A 20,811-nucleotide genomic window follows, 5' to 3' on the forward strand; every position below is an offset into this window, starting at 1 on the left:
GTCACGAGGGCCTCCTCAGGGACACCAGGTCGGCGAGCTCGCGGTCGGTCAGTTCGGTGAGGGCCGCCTCGCCCGAGCCGAGGACGGCGTCGGCCAGGGCACGCTTGGCGCGGAGCATCTCCCCGATGCGGTCCTCGACGGTGCCCTCGGCGACGAGCCGGTGGACCTGCACCGGCTGGGTCTGCCCGATGCGGTAGGCCCGGTCGGTGGCCTGCTCCTCGACGGCCGGGTTCCACCAGCGGTCGAAGTGGACGACATGGCCGGCCCGGGTGAGGTTGAGGCCGGTGCCCGCGGCCTTGAGGGAGAGCAGGAAGACGGGGATCTCGCCGGCCTGGAAGCGGTCGACCATCCGCTCCCGCTCGGCCACCGGGGTGCCGCCGTGGAGGAGTTGGGCCTGGATGCCGCGGGCGGCCAGATGGTCGGCGAGGAGCCGCGCCATCGTCACGTACTGGGTGAAGACGAGCACGGAGCCGTCCTCGGCGAGGATCGTGTCGAGGAGCTCGTCGAGGAGGGCGAGCTTCCCCGAGCGGCCGGCGAGGCGGGCGGTTCCGCTGCCGCGCGGTGCCTCTTCCTTCAGGTACTGCGCGGGGTGGTTGCAGATCTGTTTGAGGGAGGTGAGCAGCTTCATGACGAGGCCCCGGCGGGCGATGCCCTCGGCCTCCTCGATCTGCGCCATGGTCTCGCGGACGACCGCCTCGTAGAGCGAGGCCTGCTCCCTGGTGAGGAAGACCGGATGGTCGGACTCCGTCTTCGGCGGCAGCTCCGGAACGATGCCGGGGTCGGACTTGCGGCGGCGCAGCAGGAAGGGCCGTACGAGCCGGGCGAGCCTCTCGACGGCCTCCTCGTGCTCGATCTCCTCGTGGTTCTCGACGGCGCGGGCGTGCCGGGAGCGGAAGGCCTTGAGCGGGCCGAGGAGACCGGGGGTGGTCCAGTCGAGGAGCGCCCAGAGCTCGGAGAGGTTGTTCTCCACGGGGGTGCCGGTCAGGGCGACCCGGGCGGGCGAGGGGATCTCGCGGAGCGCCTTCGCGGTCGCGGAGAACGGGTTCTTGACGTGCTGGGCCTCGTCGGCGACGACCATCCCCCACTCCCGCTCCGCCAGTCGGGCGGCGCTCGTCCGCAGGGTGCCGTAGGTGGTGAGGACGAACCCGCCGTCGGCGCCGTCGAGGTCACGGTCGGCGCCGTGGAAACGCCGGACGGGCACGTCTGGGGCGAACTTCTCCACCTCCCGCTGCCAGTTGCCGAGCAGGGAGGCCGGGCAGACGACGAGGGTGGGGGCGCGGCGGGCGCGGCGCAGATGGAGGGCGATGAGGGTGACCGTCTTGCCGAGGCCCATGTCGTCGGCGAGGCAGCCGCCGAGACCCAGCGAGGTCATCAGGTCCAGCCAGGCGAGGCCGCGCAGCTGGTAGTCGCGGAGGGTGGCGGTGAGGCCGGGCGGGGCCTGCACGTCCTCGGGGCCGGCCAGGAGCCGGTCGCGGAGAACGGCGAGCGCTCCGACGGGGACGGCGGGCACGGTCTCGCCGTCCACTTCGGCGGTGCCGGTGAGGGCGACGGCCAGGGCGTCGACCGGTTCGAGCAGGCCGAGTTCCCGCTTGCGCGCCTTGCGGACCAGGTCGGGGTCGACGACGACCCACTGGTCGCGGAGGCGCACGATCGGCCGGTGGGCCTCGGCCAGGTGGTCCATCTCCCGCTCGGTGAGCGGATCGCCGTCGAGGGCCAGCTGCCAGTTGAACCGCAGGAGTTCCTCGCTGTCGAAGAACGCGGTGCCGTCGGTGGCCGAGCCGGGGGCGGTCTGGGAGGCCCGGACGACGGCGGAGGCGCTGAGCGAGCGGGCCAGCTCACGCGGCCAGTGGACGGCGACCCCGGCGTCGGCGAGCCGGGCGGCGGCGGGGCCGAGCAGCTCGTACAGCTCGTCCTCGGTGACGGCGAGGACGTCGGGCACGTCCCGCTCCAGGAGCCGGGCGAGCGGAGGCCAGACGCGGGCGGCCCGGCGCAGGGCGAGGACGGCGTCGATCCGGGCGCGGGGCCCGAAGTGCTCGCCGTCGCCCGCCCACAGGGCCGTGGCGTCGATGACGAGAGTGGGGTCGGCGAGGCTGTGGACCTGGAGGAGCGCGGCGGCCGCGTGGCGCTCGCCCCGGGGCGTCTCGGGGGTGTCGGTGCCATGGGCGCTGTCCGTCGTGTCGAACAGTTCGTACGGCGAGAAGTCCAGGCGGAGCGAGACCCGGACGCCCGCGTCCATCCCGGCCGCCGCCTCGGCGGCCCAGGCACGCGCACGGGGCAGGTGCTGGGGCGCGCGGGCCGCGAACGGCGCCCCCACCGCGTGGGCGGCGGCCGGGGTGCGGGGCAGGGTGTCGGCGACGGCGTCGAGGAAGGCGCGCACGAGGGCCTCGGGGTCGGGCAGTCGCAGCGGGCCGCTCCCGGGGACGGGCACCGCGTGCGCCTCGTACGGCAGGGCGGCGGCGACGGCCCGCAGATGGGCGATGTCCTCGGCGTCCAGCGGGCCGGCCCGCCAGGCGTCCAGGTCGTCGGCGGTCAGACCCGGCAGCATGCGGCCGCGGGCCACCAGGTGCAGGGCGTGCAGGGCGGCGGCGCCCCAGCCGGCGGTGGCGGGGTGGGCGGCCGGGTGGCGGCGGGCCGCGACGAGGTGGGGCAGGGCGGCGTCGACCGGGAGGGTCAGGGCGGGGACGGTCCGGCCTCGGGCGCCGCTGCCGTGCCGTCGGGCGACGGTCAGCTCGACGCGCTCCGCGCCGCTCTCGGCCGGGTCCGGCAGCGCGTCGCCGTCGGGGGCCCAGAAGGCGACGCGGCCCTCACGGGGCAGGGCGGCCGGCAGGAAGACGGCGGCGCTGCTCGTCCAGGTGTGTGCCACGGCTCCGCTCTCCTTCCCACCGGTGACGAGTGTCGACTGGATCTCCGACCTTACGGCGGGGGTCTGACAACGGCCGACAGGCGGGTTCGCCCGAGCGGCCCAGCAACGGATGACACGGGCGCCCGGGGGCGCGAGGGTGGGCCTGAACCGGGTGCACCCGAGGTGCCACCGGAACACCGACTCGGACTCCGACAGAAGAGGAACCGACATGTCCGTTCGCCGGCGTCTCACGACCGCCACCGGGGCCGTGCTGCTCACTCTCGCCGTCGCCGGCTGTTCGAGCCTGGGCCGCACCATGGTCGGCACGCTCTCCTACGAGACGGAGCGCGAGTTCGTGGTGACCGAGACGAGCCCCTCGGTGAACGGCTGCCACCGCCTCCTCGCCCCCCGGGGGGTGACCAGGGTCGAGAACAACACCCTGGTCGACATCAGGCTGTTCCCGACGCGCGACTGCACGGGGAAGCACAACATCTACCTCGCCACCAACACCAGCAACCAGATCGCGCCCGGCGCCCTGCCGTGGCGCAGCTACAGCGTCATCCACTGACCGGTTCCGTTCACCCCACCGCAGGGTCCATCCTGGAAGAGGCCTTCGAGGCTCCGACGGAAGATGGTGACCGTCATGCGTTCCGGGAACGAACCGGCGACCGCGCGCAGTCCCCTGCGCATGCGGTTCTGGCTGGGCATGTGGGGACTGCTCTGGGCCGCCTTCGGCACGACCGTCTTCTCGCTGGTGGGCCGCCCCGGCTGGGCGGCGGCCTGCGGGGTGCTGTTCCTGGTGGTCGTGTGCGACCTGGCGATGGTGGTGCACCACATGCGTCAGGGCCCGCACTGGCAGCCGGGCCGGAACATCCCGCCGTACGAACCCGACCACGGCGGCACGGGACGCTGAGCGCCCCGCCGCGCCGGCCCTACTGCTCCGTGTCGAAGCCCGCGGCCTGGAGGTACTCCGGCTTCGGGTCGAGCGCCGCGGCGAGGCGGAAGTGCCGGGTGGCCTGGGCGGTCAGACCCGAGCGCTCGAACGTACGGGCAAGGGCGAAGTGCGCGAACGCGTTGTCCGGCTCGCGCTCCAGGACCAGCTCGAACTCCAGCTGCGCCGGACGCAGCTGCGCGGCGGCGAAGAACGCCCGGGCCCGCAGCAGGCGCGCGGCGGTGTTCTCGGGGTGCGCGGCGATCACGGAGTCCAGCAGCTTCACGGCACCACGGGGATCCCGGGCGGCCAGCAGGTGCTCGGCGGCGCGGAAGTCGATGACGTGCGTTTCCGGGTTTCTGTCGGCCACGATGGAATCCTTCCCCTCGATCCGATGGTTGAACACCGGACCCGGCACCCTCATTCCGCCGGGCGCCCACGCGGACGGGCCCCGGCCACGGTCCACCGGACACCCTCCCGGTCGTGCCAGAGGTCGCGGGCCGGGCGGGACACCTTCCGGACGCGGCCTAGGGGGTGTCCGCCGCCCTGCGCTCCAGCTCGTCCCAGACCTTGCGTACCTGGGGTTCGAGCGCGTCGAGCGGTCCGTCGTTGTCGATCACGAGGTCCGCGACGGCAAGACGCTGCGCGCGCGTGGCCTGGGCGGCCATCCGGGCCCGCGCCTCGGACTCGACCATGCCGCGGAGCCGTACGAGGCGGTCGAGCTGGGTCTCCGGGGACGCGTCCACCACCACGACCAGGTCGTACAGCGGTGCGAGCCCGTTCTCGGTGAGCAGGGGCACGTCGTGGACGACGACGTCTCCCGTACCCGCCAGGCTCTCCAGTTCCGCCGACCGTGCCCCGACCAGGGGGTGGACGATGGCGTTGAGGGTGGCGAGGCGGGCGACGTCGGCGAAGACGATGGAGCCGAGCTTCGGCCGGTCGAGCGCCCCCTCCCCGGTCAGGACGTCCTCCCCGAAGGCCTCGACGACGGCCGCGAGCCCCGGTGTCCCGGGCTCGACGACCTCGCGGGCGATCCGGTCCGCGTCGATCAGCACGGCCCCGTACGAGACGAGCAGCCGTGACACTTCGCTCTTGCCGGCGCCGATCCCGCCGGTCAGGCCCACCTTCAGCATGAGCGGCAGCTTAGGGCCTGCCCCGGACGGGTCAGGCGTCGCCCTCCCGCTCGGCGAGGAAGCGCTCGAACTCGCGGCCCAGCTCGTCCGCCGACGGCAGGTCGACGGGCTCGGCGACCAGGCTGCCGCGGGTCTCGGCACCGGCCGCCGCGTCGTACTGGTGCTCAAGGCCCTGCACGAGCGCGACCAGCTCCTCGTCGCCCTCGCCGATCTGGCGGTCGATCTCGGTCTGGGTGCGCCGGGCCTCGGTCCGCAGGGAGTGGGCGACGCCGGGGAGGACGAGGCCGGTGGCGGCGGTGACGGCCTCCAGGGCGGTCAGCGCCGCGTCCGGGTACGAGGAGCGGGCGACGTAGTGCGGGACGTGCGCGGCGACACCGAGGGTGTCGTGGCCGGACTCGGTGAGCCGGTACTCGACGAGGGCCTCGGCGCTGCCGGGAACCTGGGCCTCGTCGAAGGGGCTGCGGTGGCCGGGCATGAGGTCGGTGCGGCTGCCGTGCGGGGTGAGGCCGACGGGCCGGGTGTGCGGCACGCCCATGGGGATGCCGTGGAAGTTGACGGAGAGGCGCACGCCGAGGCGCTCGATGATCTGCCGGACGGCGACGGCGAAGCGCTCCCACTCCACGTCGGGCTCCGGGCCCGAGAGGACGAGGAAGGGGGCGCCGGTGGCGTCCTGGACGAGGCGGACCTCGATGGACGGCGTCTCGTACGCGGTCCACCGGTCGCGCCGGAAGGTCAGCAGCGGGCGGCGGGCACGGTAGTCCACCAGCCGGTCGTGGTCGAAGCGGGCCACGAGCTGGTGGGGCAGGGTGTCGAGCAGGCCCTCGATGATCTGCTCACCGGTCTCCCCCGCGTCGATGTAGCCGTCGAAGTGGTACAGCATGACCAGCCCGGCCGACTCCTGCGCCAGTGCCAGGTCGACGACAGCCAGGCCCTTGGTGTCCCATTCGTACAAATCCTGGGGATCAAGCACGATTACCGCTCCTCCTCGTGTTCTCTCTGAAAACGTCTCGGGCGGCACCGCCATTCCCGTGCCGCACGATCTTCCGGCGGTCGATCTCCCGGCGGGAGCGGGTCGGCCTCCCGGCGGGGCGCGGGGCGAACTCCGGCCACTGGTCCAGACCTTGACAGGGCCATCACCTCTCCCTACCGTCTCGGGACAGCATCGCGTTCAGCATCTAGACCAACGTGCACATACAGGAACACCCCTCGCCCCCGCACGGAAGGCATCCCCCATGCGCACCCGAACGCTGCTCCTCCCCCTGCTCCCGGCGCTCCTCGCCGCCCCCCTCGTCGCCACGCCCGCCTCGGCGGCGACCGTCGAGGTCTCGACCGCCGCCCAGCTGAAGACCGCGCTGGCCAACGCCCGGCCGGGCGACACGATCCACCTCGCGGACGGCACGTACACCGGGAACTTCAAGGCCACGACCCCGGGCACCTCCTCGGCCCGGATCACCCTGACCGGCTCCTCCCGCGCGGTGCTGACCGCCGGCGGCGGCTACGGACTGCACCTCAACGGCGCCTCGTACTGGACGGTCAAGGGCGTCACCGTGAGCGGCGGCCAGAAGGGGATCATGGCCGACACCGCGGACGGCGTGGTGATCGACGGGGTGACCGTGCACGACCTGGACATGGAGGGCGTGCACTTCCGCAACTCCAGCAAGAACGGCGTCATCAAGAACTCGAAGATCTACGACACCGGGAACGACGGCCGGGGCATGGGCGAGGGCGTGTACGTCGGGACCGCCGGCAACCTCGGCGACCGCAGCGACAACGCGCAGATCCTGAACAACGTCATCGGGCCGGACGTCGGCGGCGAGAGCGTCGACATCAAGGAGGGCACCACCGGGGCGCGGATCGTCGGCAACACCTTCGACGGGCGCGGTCTGACCGGCGCCAACTTCGACGACTCCTGGGTCGATGTGAAGGGCAACGGCGTCCTCGTCGAGAACAACACCGGCGTGAACACGACGAACAACGGCTTCGAGACGCACACGCAGCAGAGCGGCTGGGGCTGCGGCACCGTCTTCAAGGGCAACCGCTCGACCCTGACGGGCGCGACCGGCGCGCAGCGGCTCGCGATCAACGTCACCAACCGGAGCGGCTCCTGCCCGACCACGGTCTACGCCTCGAACACGGTGACCGGCGGGAACGGCCTGACGAACATCCCCGTCACGCCCTGAGGGCCGACCCGTCGGGAACAGGCCCGGGAAATGACCGAGGCCCGCTCCCCCGAAGGGGAGCGGGCCTCGATTCGCTAGCGGCTAGCGCTCAGCTCAGAGCCTGTTCAGCTCTGGCCGCCGGCCAGCTTCTCGCGCAGGGCGGCAAGCGCCTCGTCCGACGCCAGGGCGCCGGAGGTGTCGTCCGACTCCGAGGAGTACGAACCACCCGAGATACCCGCACCGGCGTTGCCGGCGGCCGGGGCGGCAGCACCCTCGGCAGCGGCGGCCTCGTCGGCCTCGCGGGACTTGATGACCTGAGCCTGGTGCTGCTCGAAGCGAGACTGCGCCTCGGCGTACTGGGTCTCCCAGGCCTCGCGCTGGGTCTCGAAGCCCTCGAGCCAGTCGTTGGTCTCGGGGTCGAAGCCCTCGGGGTAGATGTAGTTGCCCTGGTCGTCGTAGGACGCGGCCATGCCGTACAGGGTCGGGTCGAACTCGACCGAGGCCGGGTCGGCACCGAAGGACTCGTTGGCCTGCTTCAGCGAGAGGCTGATGCGACGACGCTCGAGGTCGATGTCGATGACCTTGACGAAGATCTCGTCGTTGACCTGGACGACCTGCTCCGGGATCTCCACGTGGCGCTCGGCCAGCTCGGAGATGTGGACCAGACCCTCGATGCCCTCGTCCACGCGGACGAACGCACCGAACGGAACCAGCTTGGTGACCTTACCCGGGACGACCTGACCGATCTGGTGCGTCCGGGCGAACTGCTGCCACGGGTCCTCCTGCGTCGCCTTCAGCGACAGGGAGACACGCTCGCGGTCCATGTCCACGTCGAGAACCTCGACGGTGACCTCCTGGCCGACCTCGACAACCTCGGACGGGTGGTCGATGTGCTTCCAGGACAGCTCGGAGACGTGCACGAGACCGTCGACGCCACCCAGGTCCACGAAGGCACCGAAGTTGACGATCGAGGAAACGACGCCGGAGCGGACCTGACCCTTCTGCAGGGTGGTGAGGAACGTCTGGCGAACCTCGGACTGGGTCTGCTCGAGCCAGGCACGGCGGGACAGGACCACGTTGTTGCGGTTCTTGTCCAGCTCGATGATCTTCGCCTCGAGCTCCTTGCCCACGTAGGGCTGGAGGTCGCGGACGCGACGCATCTCGACGAGGGAGGCAGGCAGGAAGCCACGGAGGCCGATGTCGAGGATGAGACCACCCTTGACGACCTCGATGACGGTACCGGTGACGATGCCGTCTTCTTCCTTGATCTTCTCGATCGTGCCCCAGGCACGCTCGTACTGAGCGCGCTTCTTGGACAGGATCAGGCGGCCTTCCTTGTCCTCCTTCTGGAGAACCAGGGCCTCGATCTCGTCGCCAACCTTGACGACCTCGTTCGGGTCGACATCGTGCTTGATCGAGAGCTCACGGCTCGGGATCACGCCTTCGGTCTTGTAACCGATGTCGAGCAGGACCTCGTCCCGGTCGACCTTCACGATGACGCCGTCGACGATGTCGCCGTCGTTGAAGTACTTGATCGTCTCGTCGATCGCGGCGAGGAATGCTTCCTCGTCACCGATGTCGTTGACCGCAACCTGCGGGGTGGTGGCGGTGGTCTCGGTGCTGCTCGTCATGTGGGTAAGGGCTCCGGTTACGGACAGAAAGTCGTAGGTACTGCTACGCCGAGAGCCCGTATCGCACCAAGAAGCCGGACAGCCAATGAGGCCCCCTTCCCGCGAACGGGAGGAGCCTCGAAAACCGAGGGGACATACAACAGGTACGAGCGCGGCCTGCTCCGTCTGAGGCGCGCAGGCCCGCAGCGCAACCTTTAGCATACGGGGGCAGCCGGACAGGGTCAATGCGCGAAGCGCGCACCCGGGGCAGATCTGCTCAACTCCGGCACCAACTTGCGTCCTTCCACGCCTCATCGGCGGGAACCGCGCACAGCGGCACTGAGCGCAAACTACATCGGCGGGCGAGATGAACCAAGAGTACGAACACGAAGTCCCCTCCGACTCGGCCGAGGAGGAGGCGGAGGCGACCCGGCGTGACGCAGGGGACGCGGAGAGCAGTCGGGCGAGCCGTGGCTGGTGGGACAGGAACGCCGACGAGTACCAGAGCGATCACGGATCGTTCCTCGGCGACGACCGGTTCGTCTGGGGTCCGGAGGGGCTCGACGAGGCCGAGGCCGGGCTCCTCGGCCCTGCCTCCTCCCTGAAGGGCCTCGCCGTCCTGGAGATCGGCGCGGGCGCGGCGCAGTGCTCGCGGTGGCTGGCGGCGCAGGGGGCGCGGCCGGTGGCCCTCGACCTCTCGCACCGGCAGCTCCAGCACGCGCTGCGGATCGGCGGGGACGTGCCTCTGGTGGAGGCCGACGCCGGTGACCTGCCCTTCCGGGACGGCTCCTTCGATCTGGCGTGTTCGGCGTACGGCGCGGTGCCGTTCGTGGCCGACCCGGTGAAGGTGTTCCGTGAGGTGCGGCGGGTGCTGCGGCCCGGTGGCCGGTGGGTGTTCTCGGTGACGCACCCGATCCGGTGGGCGTTCCCCGACGAGCCCGGCCCCGAGGGCCTCTCGATCGCCGCCTCCTACTTCGACCGCACCCCTTATGTGGAGCAGGACGAGGAGGGGCGTGCGGTGTACGTGGAGCACCACCGGACCGTCGGTGACCGGGTGCGGGACGTGGTGGCCGGCGGGTTCCGGCTCCTGGACCTGGTCGAACCTGAGTGGCCGGAATGGAACAGCCAGGAGTGGGGCGGCTGGTCTCCGCTGCGGGGGAACCTGATCCCGGGCACGGCGATCTTCGTCTGCGAGCGCGAGGATTAGTCCTATTTATAGGTGGGCCCTGTGGACAACGGGGCCCACCTTTTCGCGTCGCGTACGAGACTGAGTGCGTGATCCGAAACGACGCACTCGACCGTCTCCCCGTCCGCCATGCCGTCCCCGAGCTGCTGGCCGCGCTCGACCGGCGCGGTACGGCCGTGTTGTCCGCGCCTCCCGGCACCGGCAAGACGACGCTGGTGCCGCTCGCCCTCGCGGGTCTCATAGGGGACGGACCGCGGCGGCGGGTCCTGGTGGCCGAGCCGCGGCGGATGGCGGTCCGGGCGGCGGCCCGGCGGATGGCGTGGCTGCTCGGCGAGGAGGTCGGCTCCACGGTCGGCTTCTCGGTGCGCGGCGAGCGGCGGACCGGTCCCTCGACCCGGGTCGAGGTGGTGACCACGGGCATCCTGCTCCAGCGGCTCCAGCGCGACCAGGAGCTGGCGGGTGTGGACGTGGTCCTGCTCGACGAGTGCCACGAGCGGCATCTGGACGCCGACACGGCGATGGCGTTCCTCGTGGACGTGCGGGCCACCCTGCGGCCGGAGCTGAAGCTGATCGCCGCGTCGGCGACCAGCGACGCGGCGGCCTGGGCGGATCTCCTCACCGTCCTGGACGGCACGGGCCCGGCGCCGGTGGTGTGGAGCAAGGGCGAAGGGCACGGCTGCCGGGTCTCCTTCGCGGCGCCGCCCTCCGACATCCGGCCGGCGCACGGCACGTGGGTGGACCCGGCGCTGCTCCGGCACGTCGCCGCGACGGTGCGGCTCGCGATGGAGCGGCACGAGGGAGACGTCCTCTGTTTCCTTCCGGGTACGGGGGAGATCGCGCGGACGGCCGGGATGCTGGCCGACGTCGACGCGGAGGTGCTCCAGCTGCACGGGCGGGCCCCTGCGGCGGTGCAGGACGCGGTGCTGCGCGGTGCGGAGCCGGGCGGGCGACGCAGAGTGGTGCTCGCGACCTCGGTGGCGGAGTCCAGCCTGACGGTGCCGGGGGTGCGGATCGTCGTGGACTCGGGGCTCGCCCGTGAGCCGCGCATGGACCACGCCCGGGGTCTCGGCTCGCTGGCGACGGTGACGGTCTCAGAGGCGACGGCGACCCAGCGCCTGGGCCGGGCCGGCCGTGAGGCCTTCGGTTTCGTCTACCGCTGCTGGGCGGAGACGAGCGACGGAGGCAGGCCGCGCTTCCCGTCCCCGGAGATCAAGGTCGCCGACCTGGCGGACTTCGCCCTGCGGGCCGCCTGCTGGGGCGACCCGACGGCGGAGGGGCTCGCGCTGCTCGACGCTCCGCCCGCCGGGGCGATGACGGCGGCCCGGTCGGTCCTCGACTCGATCGGGGCGGTGGACGCGGACGGCCGGGCCACCGACAGAGGGGTACGAATGTCCCGGCTGGGGCTCCATCCCCGGCTGGGCCGCGCCCTCCTCGACGGTGCGCCGGAGGTCGGGGTACGACGGGCCGCGGAGGTGGTGGCGCTGCTCAGCGAGGAGCCGCCGCGCGACTACGGGGACGATCTGGCGGCGGCCTGGCGCGCCGCCCGCCGGGGCGCCGACGGGTACGGCGCCCGCTGGAAGACGGAGGCGCGCCGACTGGAGCGGTCGGCGGCCGACGCGGTGGGCGGGGGCGCCGGGGCGGGGGCGGCCTCCGCGATCGGCGAGGACGCGGTGGCCGGTCTGGTGACGGCGCTCGCCTTCCCCGAGCGGGTGGCGAGGGCCCGGGAGCAGGGGGGCTATCTGATGGTGTCGGGCAGCGGGGCGCGGCTCGGCGAGGGGTCCGGGCTGCGGTCCACTCCGTGGCTGGCCGTGGCGGTGGCGGACCGTACGGCGCGGGACGCCACGGCGCGGGTGCGGCTGGCCGCGGTGGTGGACGAGGAGATGGCGCGGCGGGCCGCCGGGCATCTGCGGTCCGCGGGTGAGGAGGTCCGTTGGGAGGACGGGGACGTGGTCGCGCGCTCGGTGGACCGGCTCGGCGCGGTCGAGCTGACGGTCCGGCCGCTCGGGGCGAAGGCCGAGCCCTCGCTCGTACGGGAGGCGCTGCTCGACGGCCTGCGGCGTGAGGGGCTCGGGCTGCTGCGGTGGAGCCGGGAGGCCGGGGAGCTGCGCGAGCGGCTCGCCTTTCTGCACCGGGAGGTGGGGGAACCCTGGCCGGATGTGGCGGACGAGTCGCTCGTGGAGCGGGCCGGGGAGTGGCTGGAGCCGGAGCTGTCCCGGGCAGTGCGTCGCGCCGATCTGGGGCGGATCGACGCCGGTGACGCCCTGCGGCGGCTGCTGCCGTGGGCGTCGGGCGAGGCGGGCCGGCTGGGAGAGCTGGCGCCCGAGCGGATCGAGGTGCCCAGCGGATCGCGGATCCGGGTCGAGTACGGGGGTGAGCGGCCGGTGCTCGCGGTGAAGCTCCAGGAGATGTTCGGTCTGGCCGAGACCCCTCGGGTGGCCGGTGTCCCGGTGCTCGTCCATCTCCTCTCGCCCGCCGGGCGGCCGGCGGCGGTGACCGCCGACCTGGCGTCGTTCTGGCGGGACGGCTACCGATCCGTGCGGGCGGAGCTGAGGGGGAGGTACCCGAAGCACCCGTGGCCCGAGGACCCGTCGGCGGCGGAGCCGACCCGGTTCACGAGCGCGCGGCTCAGACGGGAGGGGTGACCGGGGCCGTGGCGTGGGCCGGCGCCGGGCGCCGGGAGCGGGCCTCCAGCCAGAGGGCGAGGGCGAGAAGGAGCAGTGCCAGGAAGGTGAGGCTCCAGGGGAGGTAGGAGACGAGCAGGAGGATCGTGAAGCGGTTGGAGGAGACCATCTCGCCGACGCTCTTGATGTAGTCCTCGCGCATCTTCACGTGCCCCTCGAAGACGGTGAGGGTGTCGCGGCCCATCAGCGCCTTGGCGTTGCGGAGCTCCTCCTTGTGGATCTCCTCGCCGTTGACGGGGGCGCCGGTGACCGGCTCGATCCAGAACATCCGCTTGGTGGTGTACCAGCGGGTGAGGCCGGAGTCGGCGAGGATCTTCGGGGTGATGCCCTTGACCGGCATGGCCTTGGGCATGGGGACCTTGGTCCAGGGGATGGTCTGCTCGAAGTAGTAGACCTCCGTGCCCCGGAAGGTGCGGGTGCCCTTGTAGTGGATGGGGGCCGAGGTGCGGGTCTGGGCGTCGAAGTACTGGTAGTCCCGCTTCTCGGTGAGGAAGGGCCACTTGAACTCGATGCCCTCGCGCCGGACCGGGTCGCCGTCGACGGATTCGCCGGTGGCGTTGACGGGGTCCTGGGTGTGGGCGTCGAAGATGTACCGCTCGGGGACCTGGGAGACCATCTTGCCGTCGGGGCCCGTGACATAGGCGAGGGCGTCCCAGACGACGACGTCGCGCCCGGCGTCGCGTTCGATCCGCCGCGACTCCTCCACATTGCCCTTGAGGGTCTGGATGATCGTGATCTTGTCGACCTTCTCCGCCTGGAGCGTGGAGTAGTTGAGCAGGGTCGCGGGCTTCGCCTCCAGGACGGTCTCCTGGTACTGGTTCGGCGGGATCTTCGCCAGGCGGGGGAAGGCGTACCAGCGCAGGGTCGGGGCCATCGCGGCGCAGAAGACGGCGAGGGCGAGGAGGACGAGGCCGGCTCGGCGGCGCACGGTCGTCTCCCCTACTTCTTGGGGCCGGGATCGGCGGTCAGCAGTGGCTTGGGCGAGGTGGGTCCGTCGGGCGGCAGATCGACCACGGAGACGAGGAGGACGAAGAGGAGGACTGGGGCGAGTCCGATGGCGGCGGCGACGAGGGCGCGCATGGTCGGCCTCCCGGGGTGTGATCTGATAGGTCGTCAGGGCGGGGGCACCGTAGCAACGCGGCCGCGAGATGAGAACACGTTGCACCGGGACACCGTCGGACCGTCGTGTCACCGGACGGTCGCGACCGGGGAACGCGAAGCGCCGCCCCTCCGCCCGGTGGGGCGGAGGAACGGCGCGAGGGGAACGCGGGCCGCGCGGGCGGCGGGTGCGTCAGGCCGAGGGCGAGGGGGAGGCCTCGGGCGAGCCGGTGCCGGAGGGCGTCGGCTCCGGGGTCGGAGTCGGGGTCGGCTCCGGGGTCGGGGTGGGTGCGGTGACCGTCAGCTCGATCTCCGTCTTCCCACCGCCGGGCGCGGTCAGGCGCAGCACGAACTCGCCGGCCTTGTCGCCCGCGAAGAGGTCCTTGAGGGAGATCAGGCCGTTGGCGTCGGTCTTCAGGACGAGCGTACGGACGTTGCCCGCCGCGCTCTTGAAGTACGGGCCCTCGGCGCTCTCCTCGGTGTCCGTCGCGGAGGCGACGATCACGGCGGTGACGAGCACACCGGGGGCGAGCGCGCCCTTGTCGGTGGCCTTCACCTGCGCGGGCTGGGTGAAGGCGGTGCCGGTGGTGGCCGACAGGGGGTCACCGGCGACTCGGGCGAGGGTGTCCGCCCGGCGTTCGGTCACGGTCGCCGTGAACGCCGCCGCCTTCGTGCTGTTGCCCACGACGGTGGCCTTGACCGTGAACGGCCCGGTCTTCTCGCCCGCCCGCAGCGCGGGGGCGGCGGCGAGGCCGGCCGATCCGGTGGTGACGGTGGCGGTCGTCGCGCCGCCGGAGAAGCGGGTGTCGGTGGTGCCGGTGATCTCGAAGCGGATGCTCACCCCGGTGACCGGCGTGCCCGAGGCGTCGAGGGCCGCGACCGTCACCGCCTTGGCGAAGGCGCTCTCGGTGGTCGCGGTCAGTTCTCCGGTGGAGACGGTCGCGAGTCGCGCGACCTTGACGGCCGGCGGGACGATCGGCGGCTTCGTCGGCGGAGTGACCGGGGGCTTGGTCGGCGTGACCGGCTTCGTCGGAGACGGGGTGACCTCCGAGGGCCCGCCCGGCTTCGTCGGAGAGGGCTTCGGGGCGCCCGGCTCGGACGGCTTCGGAGCGGGGGGCGTCGGGGAGGGCGAGAGCGGCGGGGTGGGACGGTGGCGGTTGCCCTGCCCCCGGTCGTCGCTGCGGTCGACCGGCAGCACTCCCGTGCCGTCCGGGACCTGGTGGGTGCCGCGCTGGTAGTACGTGAACCAGGACAGGACCGTGTTCAGGTACTCCGTCGAGCGGTTGTAGCTGAGGATCGCCCGGTCGAGGTCGGCCTTGAGCGCGAGGTTGCGGTCGTTGGCGCAGAGGTAGAGACCGGCGGCCTGCGCGGCGTCGTAGATGTTGTTCGGGTCCTTCTTCCCGTCGCTGTTCGCGTCCTGGCCCCAGGTGGCCCAGGTGGACGGGATGAACTGCATCGGGCCGACGGCACGGTCGTGCTTGGTGTCGTCGTCGTACGCGCCTCGATCGGTGTCGGCGATGAGGGCGAACCCGTTGCCGTCGAGGGCGGGGCCGAGGATCGGCTTGAGCGTCGTGCCGTTGGCGTCGACCCGGCCGCCGCTCGCCTGTCCGGACTCGACCTTGCCGATCCCGGCGAGCAGCTGCCAGGGCAGGTTGCAGCCGGGGGCGGTCGAACGGATCGACTGCTCGGCGCGCTTGTAGGCGGAGAGCACGGACGCGGGTATGCCGGCCTCGGCCGGCCCGGTGATGACCGGCAGGTTGGTGGCGGCCCCCGGCTTGTTCGGCGTGGCCAGCGGGGGCAGTGCCGTGTAGTACGGCGAGTCGCCGGTGGCGGAGCCGTCGCCGGACGGCGGCGCGGTGTCCCCGGCGCCGATGGTCCGGTCACCGCCGGCGTTGTCGGCGGGCGGCGTGGCCATCTCCGGCGCCTGCGAGGCGGCGAGCGCAGCGACCGCCGCAGCCACCACCGCACCGCTGGTGGCCCCCTTGCGCAGCCTGCGGCTCAAGTGCGCTGACATGTCCGTGGTCCCTTCCCCCTCGACTGAGGTCCCACGCTCCCCGCGTCAGACCTCCGGCGACCCTATGCCAACTCCGGACCACCGGGCACCGGCGCCTGACCGGCTTTCACGCTTTCGTCACCTCTCGGCTGCCTGCAGACCTCCCCGACCAGGCACGGAGGGCGACCGGTCGGGGGCTCCGGCGGGAGCCGGAGCGGAGAACCAGGCACATCCGGGCAACGATCGGGCAGAGACGGAGGACCGGGCGCCCCTGCCGTGGGAACCGGGCGGAGGGTCAGGCGCCTCTTGCACTGCGGCCGATGATGCACCCCGGCCGTCACCACCGGATCCTGGGGGAACTCCCGTTGCCGTTCACGCTGAGCCATGCCGCTGCCGTGCTGCCCGGGTTGCGCCGGAACGGGACCGCGCGCGGACCGCTGGTCGCGTCCGCTCTCGTCGCGGGCTCCTTCGCGCCCGACATGACCTATTTCGCCGCGACGGCCTTCCCCGGGGCGATGGTCCTCGGGGACGTGACCCACTCCCCCGTCGGGATCGTCACGGCCGACGTGCTGATCACCGCCGCGCTCGTGGCCCTGTGGCTGACCGTGCGTGAGCCGCTCGTGGCGCTGCTGCCCGCCCGGTGGCGCGGGCGGGTGTACGGGCTCGTCCGGGGCGACGTGTGGCGCGACCGGCACGCGGCCGTGCTCGCCGGGTGGTTCGGTCTCTCCGCCGTCGTCGGCTCGACGACCCATGTGGTGTGGGATTCGTTCACCCACCTCGACCGCTGGGGGACCCGGATGATCCCGTTCCTCGGTGACATCGTGGCCGGGTTCCCCGTCTATCTCTATGCGCAGTACGGCGGTTCGGCGCTGGCCCTGGGGCTCCTCGGCTGGTTCACGGCGCGGGCCCTCCGGTCCACCGCCCCGGGTGGGGAGCTGCCGGCCCGGGTGCGGGTCCCGGGTCGGCGCGGACGGCTGCTCGCGGCCGGGCTCATCGGCGGCTGCGTCCTCGCCGGGGTCGCCCACCGGGTGCTGCGCTGGGCGGCGTACTGGGGCTGGGACCGGATCGAGACGCCCCTGGACGTCATTCCGACGGCCTGCTTCGGGGCCGGCGCGGGGCTCGCCGTCGGGCTCGTGCTGTACGGGACGGGGGCGCGCCTCCTGGGAGCAGCGCCGGATCCGGGGCCGGCGGCTCCGGCCACCCCTCCCCCGGCGCCCGGGAGTGAGGGCCGCCCGGCCCCTCGTGCGGAGCGCTCCCGTCAGGGATCTCGCTGATCTTCTCCGGCGGGGTGAAACCGCGGGCCGCTGCGGCGCCGGAGAGTCTGCGGTGCACGGCGAGCGAGACGCCCTCCAGGGTGCGGACGCCGTACCGCAGGGTGGGGTTGTCGTGGCTGAGGAGGGCGATCCGGTAGTCGACCGCCTCGGTGTCCGTGGTGCCCGCCGCCGGTCGTGCGATGCCGATGCTGTGGACGCGCCAGGCATGGGTGGCGCGGTGCAGCCAGCCGTTCTTGAGGTGGACCTTGACCGTACGGGGCGCGCCCGCGGTGACGCCCCAGGCCTGGTGGCGGACGACCCGGCCCATCAGGTTCATCGCCTCGGTGCGGCGGGAGACGGCGGCGAGCAGGGCCAGTTGGTCCCGGGCGGTGGTGCGGGTGAGGCCCCAGTAGCGGGCGCGGCCGAGGACGGTGTCCTGGGCTCCGGCCTCGCGCAGCACCCTGTTCAGCCGGGCGCGGGAGAGGCCCTCCCACAGTTCGGTGGCGGCGGTGTTGTCGGAGGTGGTGATCATCGCCTTCATCCGCCGGGACTCCAGCGCGGTGGGCGCCCTGCCGAGTTCCTCGGCGCGTCCGAGGACGGCCTGCAGGATGAGGACCTTGGCGATGCTGGCGGAGTCGTACGCCAGGGTGTCGCCGAGCCCGCAGCGCAGTCCGCGCCCGGGGTCGTGGACGGCGACGGACACCTGGCCGTGGCGGTCCTTGAGCGCGGCCGCGATGTCCTGGGACAGGCGGGCGGCGAGGGTGGGGTCACGGGTCGAGGTGCAGAGTGCGGGTGCGCGGTGTGCCTCGGCCTCGGCCGGCCACGTGGTACCTGACGCGCTGAGGAGGGTACTCAGCAGGGCCCAGGCGCGGAGGTGGGAGCGGCGGCGGCTCGTGAACATGCTGCCAGTTTCGGGAGCGGGGTCGTGGGGCCGCTCCCTTACTGGTCCACCTGGCGCACACCTGCGGGGCCGGGCCCGCCCTCCCTGCGCGGCGCCCCCGTGGTGCGGGTTCAGGCCCGGAAGCCTGGGCCCGGCAGAGGGCGCCGTTCCACGTGGCCGCCCTCCCCCGGGCTCCGTCGTCAGTGGGCCGCGGAGTCCCAGTCGTGGCCTACGCCTACCGAGACGTCGAGGGGGGCGCGGAGGTCGGCCGCTGCCGACATCTGCTCACGGACCAGGGCCTCGACCTGCTCGCGCTCGCCGGGGGCGAGTTCGAGCACGATTTCGTCGTGGACCTGGAGGAGCATCCGGGAGCCGAGGCCCGCTTCCGTCAGCGCCCGGTCGACGTTCAGCATGGCGACCTTCACGATGTCGGCGGCCGTGCCCTGGATCGGGGCGTTGAGCGCCATCCGCTCGGCGGCCTCGCGGCGCTGGCGGTTGTCGCTGTTGAGGTCGGGCAGGTAGCGGCGACGGCCCAGCATCGTCTCGGTGTAGCCGGTGGCGCGGGCCTCGTCGACGACCCGGCGCAGGTAGTCCCGTACCCCGCCGAAGCGCTCGAAGTAGGTGTCCATCAGGCCGCGGGCCTCGCCCGGGTCGATGTTCAGCTGCTGGGAGAGGCCGAAGGCGGAGAGGCCGTAGGCCAGGCCGTACGACATGGCCTTGATCTTGCGGCGCATCTCGGCGTCGACGGCGGACCGCTCGACGGAGAAGACCTGGGAGGCGACCGTGGTGTGGAGGTCCTCGCCGGAGGTGAAGGCCTCCAGGAGACCCTCGTCCTCGGAGAGGTGGGCCATGACGCGCAGCTCGATCTGGCTGTAGTCGGCGGTCATGAGGGCCTCGAAGCCCTCGCCGACCACGAAGCCGTGCCGGATGGCGCGGCCCTCGTCCGTCCGTACCGGCACGTTCTGCAGGTTGGGGTCGGTGGAGGAGAGACGGCCGGTGGCGGCGACGGTCTGGCTGAAGGTGGTGTGGATCCGGCCGTCGGCGGCGACGGTCTTGATGAGGCCCTCGACGGTGGAGCGCAGCCGGGCCTGCTCGCGGTGGCGGAGCATGATCACGGGCAGGTCGTGCTCGGTCTGGCCGGCCAGCCAGGCGAGCGCGTCCGCGTCCGTCGTGTATCCGGTCTTGGTCTTCTTGGTCTTCGGCAGGTTCAGCTCGCCGAAGAAGACCTCCTGGAGCTGCTTGGGCGAGCCGAGGTTGAACTCGTGGCCGACGGAGGCGTGCGCCTCCTTCACGGCCTGCTGGACGGCGCCGGCGAACTGCTGCTCCATGGCCTCCAGGTGGTCGCGGTCGGCGGCGATGCCGTGCCGCTCCAGGCGGGCGAGGAGGGCGGAGGTGGGCAGCTCGACCTCGTGGAGGAGCTCACGGGCGCCGACCTCGCCGAGCTTCTCCTCGAAGGCCACGGCGAGGTCGAGGACGGCCCGCGCCTGGGTCATGAGGGCCTCGGCCTCGGCGGTGTCGTCGGCGCCGAAGGCGAGCTGGCCGTCGGCGGCGGCCGCGGGGGCGAGCTCGCGGTGGAGGTACTCGACGGAGAGCGCGTCGAGCGCGAAGGAGCGCCGGCCGGGCTTGACGAGGTAGGCGGCGAGGGCGGTGTCCATGGTGACGCCCGCGATGCTCCAGCCGTGCTCGGGGAAGACCCGCATGGCGCCCTTGGCGTTGTGCATGACCTTCGGCCGCTCGGCATCGGAGATCCAGGCGGCCCAGGCCTGCTCGTCGGCCTCGTCGAGCGTGCTCGGCTCGAACCAGGCGGCGGCGCCTCCGGCGGCGGCGAGGGCGATCTCGCCGACGTTCCCCGTGCCGAGGGCCCAGCTGTCGACGGTGGCGATGCCGAGGGGCTCGGTGCCGTGCTCGGCGAGCCAGGGGGCGAGCTCACCGGCGCCGAGGACGGTGCCGTCGATCTCGACGCCCGCCTCCGGGGCCGGGGCGGTGTCCTCGGCGGCGCCCGGGTCGACGGCGAGGAGCCGCTCGCGCAGCGAGGGGTTGCGGATCTCCAGGGTGTCGAGGACGAGGGCGACGGCCCCGCGGTCGTACGGCTCGCGGGCGAGGTCGGTGACGCCCTTCGGCAGCTCGACGTCGGTGACCATCGCGGTCAGGCGGCGGTTGAGCTTGACCGACTCCAGGTGGTCGCGGAGGCTCTGGCCGGCCTTGCCCTTGACCTCCTCGGCGCGCTCGACGAGCGCGTCGAAGGAGCCGAACTCGTTGATCCACTTGGTGGCGGTCTTCGGGCCGACGCCGGGGATGCCGGGCAGGTTGTCCGACGGGTCGCCGCGCAGGGCCGCGAAGTCGGGGTACTGGGAGGGGGTGAGGCCGTACTTCTCCTGGACCTTCTCCGGGGTGAAGTGGGTGACCTCGGAGACGCCCTTGGTGGGGTAGATCACGGTGGTGCGGTCGGAGACCAGCTGGAAGGAGTCCCGGTCGCCGGTGAAGATCCGGACGTCGAAGCCCTCGGCCTCGGCCTGGGTGGTGAGGGTGGCGATGACGTCGTCGGCCTCGAAGCCGTCGACGGCGAAGCGCGGAACGTTCATCGCGTCGAGGAGCTCGCCGATCAGTTCGACCTGCCCCTTGAACTCGTCGGGGGTCTTGGAGCGGTTCGCCTTGTACTCCGGGAACTCCTCGGACCGCCAGGTCTTGCGGGACACGTCGAAGGCGACGGCGAAGTGCGTGGGCGCCTCGTCGCGCAGCGTGTTCGCCAGCATCGAGGCGAACCCGTAGATCGCGTTCGTCGGCTGTCCGGTCGCGGTGGTGAAGTTCTCCGCGGGCAGCGCGAAGAACGCCCGGTACGCGAGCGAGTGCCCGTCCATGAGGAGCAGGCGGGGGCGGGTGTCTGCGGGGTTCTTCGATGCTGTCTCGGCCACATGACGATCCTGCCACGGACGACTGACAATCCCGCCCACCGATCCCGCCCGCACCGGCGGGGTGCCGGGCTGTCGCCACCGCGTGACAGGATCGGAGACGTACGCGCAGGATTACCGCTCAAGGGAGAGCGCG

General features: G+C 72.5%; 15 protein-coding genes and 1 pseudogene. 6 read left to right on the plus strand and 10 right to left on the minus strand.

Annotated features, from left to right (window positions below; translation table 11 throughout):
* Position 1: 1 nt before the first annotated feature.
* A complete protein-coding gene (locus OG514_RS03345) occupies positions 2-2,863 on the minus strand; it encodes a DEAD/DEAH box helicase (RefSeq protein ID WP_266890651.1) in 2,862 nt (953 codons plus the stop codon).
* Between the two features lie 208 nt (positions 2,864-3,071).
* Here OG514_RS03345 and OG514_RS03350 point away from each other — a divergent pair, with 208 nt between their 5' ends.
* On the plus strand, positions 3,072-3,410 hold the full coding sequence (locus tag OG514_RS03350; protein ID WP_266890653.1) for a hypothetical protein: 339 nt from the start codon (positions 3,072-3,074) through the stop codon (positions 3,408-3,410).
* A gap of 75 nt (positions 3,411-3,485) precedes the next feature.
* On the plus strand, positions 3,486-3,755 hold the full coding sequence (locus OG514_RS03355; RefSeq protein WP_266890654.1) for a DUF6343 family protein: 270 nt from the start codon (positions 3,486-3,488) through the stop codon (positions 3,753-3,755).
* Positions 3,756-3,774: 19 nt separating this feature from the next.
* Here OG514_RS03355 and OG514_RS03360 read toward each other — a convergent pair whose 3' ends face one another.
* The 3 genes from OG514_RS03360 to OG514_RS03370 all read right to left on the minus strand — a co-directional run bounded on the left by OG514_RS03360 (position 3,775) and on the right by OG514_RS03370 (position 5,876).
* Entirely contained in the window at positions 3,775-4,143 is a 369-nt protein-coding gene (locus OG514_RS03360; RefSeq protein WP_266890655.1) for a tetratricopeptide repeat protein, read from the minus strand.
* 157 nt (positions 4,144-4,300) lie between these two features.
* On the minus strand, positions 4,301-4,906 hold the full coding sequence (gene coaE / locus OG514_RS03365; RefSeq protein ID WP_266890657.1) for a dephospho-CoA kinase: 606 nt from the start codon (positions 4,904-4,906) through the stop codon (positions 4,301-4,303).
* Between the two features lie 31 nt (positions 4,907-4,937).
* Positions 4,938-5,876 carry a PAC2 family protein gene (locus OG514_RS03370; RefSeq protein ID WP_266890659.1) on the minus strand — a complete coding sequence of 313 codons (939 nt, stop codon included), beginning with the start codon at positions 5,874-5,876 and terminating at the stop codon, positions 4,938-4,940.
* A gap of 262 nt (positions 5,877-6,138) precedes the next feature.
* Between OG514_RS03370 and OG514_RS03375 the strand changes: the two genes are divergently transcribed.
* Positions 6,139-7,086 (plus strand): right-handed parallel beta-helix repeat-containing protein, encoded by a 948-nt coding sequence (locus OG514_RS03375; RefSeq protein WP_266890661.1) that lies wholly within the window; start codon positions 6,139-6,141, stop codon positions 7,084-7,086.
* Positions 7,087-7,190: 104 nt separating this feature from the next.
* Here OG514_RS03375 and rpsA read toward each other — a convergent pair whose 3' ends face one another.
* Entirely contained in the window at positions 7,191-8,696 is a 1,506-nt protein-coding gene (gene rpsA / locus OG514_RS03380) for a 30S ribosomal protein S1 (protein WP_266890663.1), read from the minus strand.
* 346 nt (positions 8,697-9,042) lie between these two features.
* Between rpsA and OG514_RS03385 the strand changes: the two genes are divergently transcribed.
* Positions 9,043-9,882, plus strand: coding sequence for a class I SAM-dependent methyltransferase (locus OG514_RS03385; RefSeq protein WP_266890664.1), 840 nt, complete (start codon positions 9,043-9,045; stop codon positions 9,880-9,882).
* A 68-nt stretch (positions 9,883-9,950) separates the two neighbouring features.
* Positions 9,951-12,503, plus strand: coding sequence for an ATP-dependent helicase HrpB (hrpB, locus tag OG514_RS03390; RefSeq protein ID WP_266890666.1), 2,553 nt, complete (start codon positions 9,951-9,953; stop codon positions 12,501-12,503).
* Here the strand turns inward: hrpB and OG514_RS03395 are convergent.
* From OG514_RS03395 to OG514_RS03405, 3 genes are all read right to left on the minus strand, one after another.
* Positions 12,487-13,470 (minus strand): DUF3068 domain-containing protein, encoded by a 984-nt coding sequence (locus tag OG514_RS03395; protein WP_266890668.1) that lies wholly within the window; start codon positions 13,468-13,470, stop codon positions 12,487-12,489. The two genes, hrpB and OG514_RS03395, sit on opposite strands and share 17 nt — an antisense overlap.
* A gap of 11 nt (positions 13,471-13,481) precedes the next feature.
* Positions 13,482-13,622: an SPW_0924 family protein gene (locus tag OG514_RS03400; RefSeq protein ID WP_106975990.1), complete on the minus strand. Its 141-nt coding sequence runs from the start codon at positions 13,620-13,622 to the stop codon at positions 13,482-13,484.
* Positions 13,623-13,833: 211 nt separating this feature from the next.
* The gene (locus OG514_RS03405; protein ID WP_266890672.1) at positions 13,834-15,654 is read right to left on the minus strand and encodes a lytic transglycosylase domain-containing protein; all 1,821 of its coding nucleotides are present in this window, start codon (positions 15,652-15,654) and stop codon (positions 13,834-13,836) included.
* A gap of 344 nt (positions 15,655-15,998) precedes the next feature.
* On the opposite strand from OG514_RS03405, the gene OG514_RS03410 reads away from it, so the two are divergent.
* Positions 15,999-16,907, plus strand: a complete 909-nt coding sequence (locus tag OG514_RS03410) for a DUF4184 family protein (RefSeq protein ID WP_266900736.1) — start codon at positions 15,999-16,001, stop codon at positions 16,905-16,907.
* Positions 16,908-17,124: 217 nt separating this feature from the next.
* On the opposite strand, the pseudogene OG514_RS39325 reads toward OG514_RS03410, so the two are convergent.
* A pseudogene (locus OG514_RS39325) lies at positions 17,125-17,787 on the minus strand (serine hydrolase); the annotation flags it as partial.
* Positions 17,788-17,966: 179 nt separating this feature from the next.
* Positions 17,967-20,624 (minus strand): DNA polymerase I, encoded by a 2,658-nt coding sequence (gene polA / locus OG514_RS03420; RefSeq protein ID WP_266900737.1) that lies wholly within the window; start codon positions 20,622-20,624, stop codon positions 17,967-17,969.
* Positions 20,625-20,811: the final 187 nt, after the last annotated feature.

This window comes from Streptomyces sp. NBC_00572, assembly GCF_026341815.1.
GTDB lineage: Bacteria > Actinomycetota > Actinomycetes > Streptomycetales > Streptomycetaceae > Streptomyces.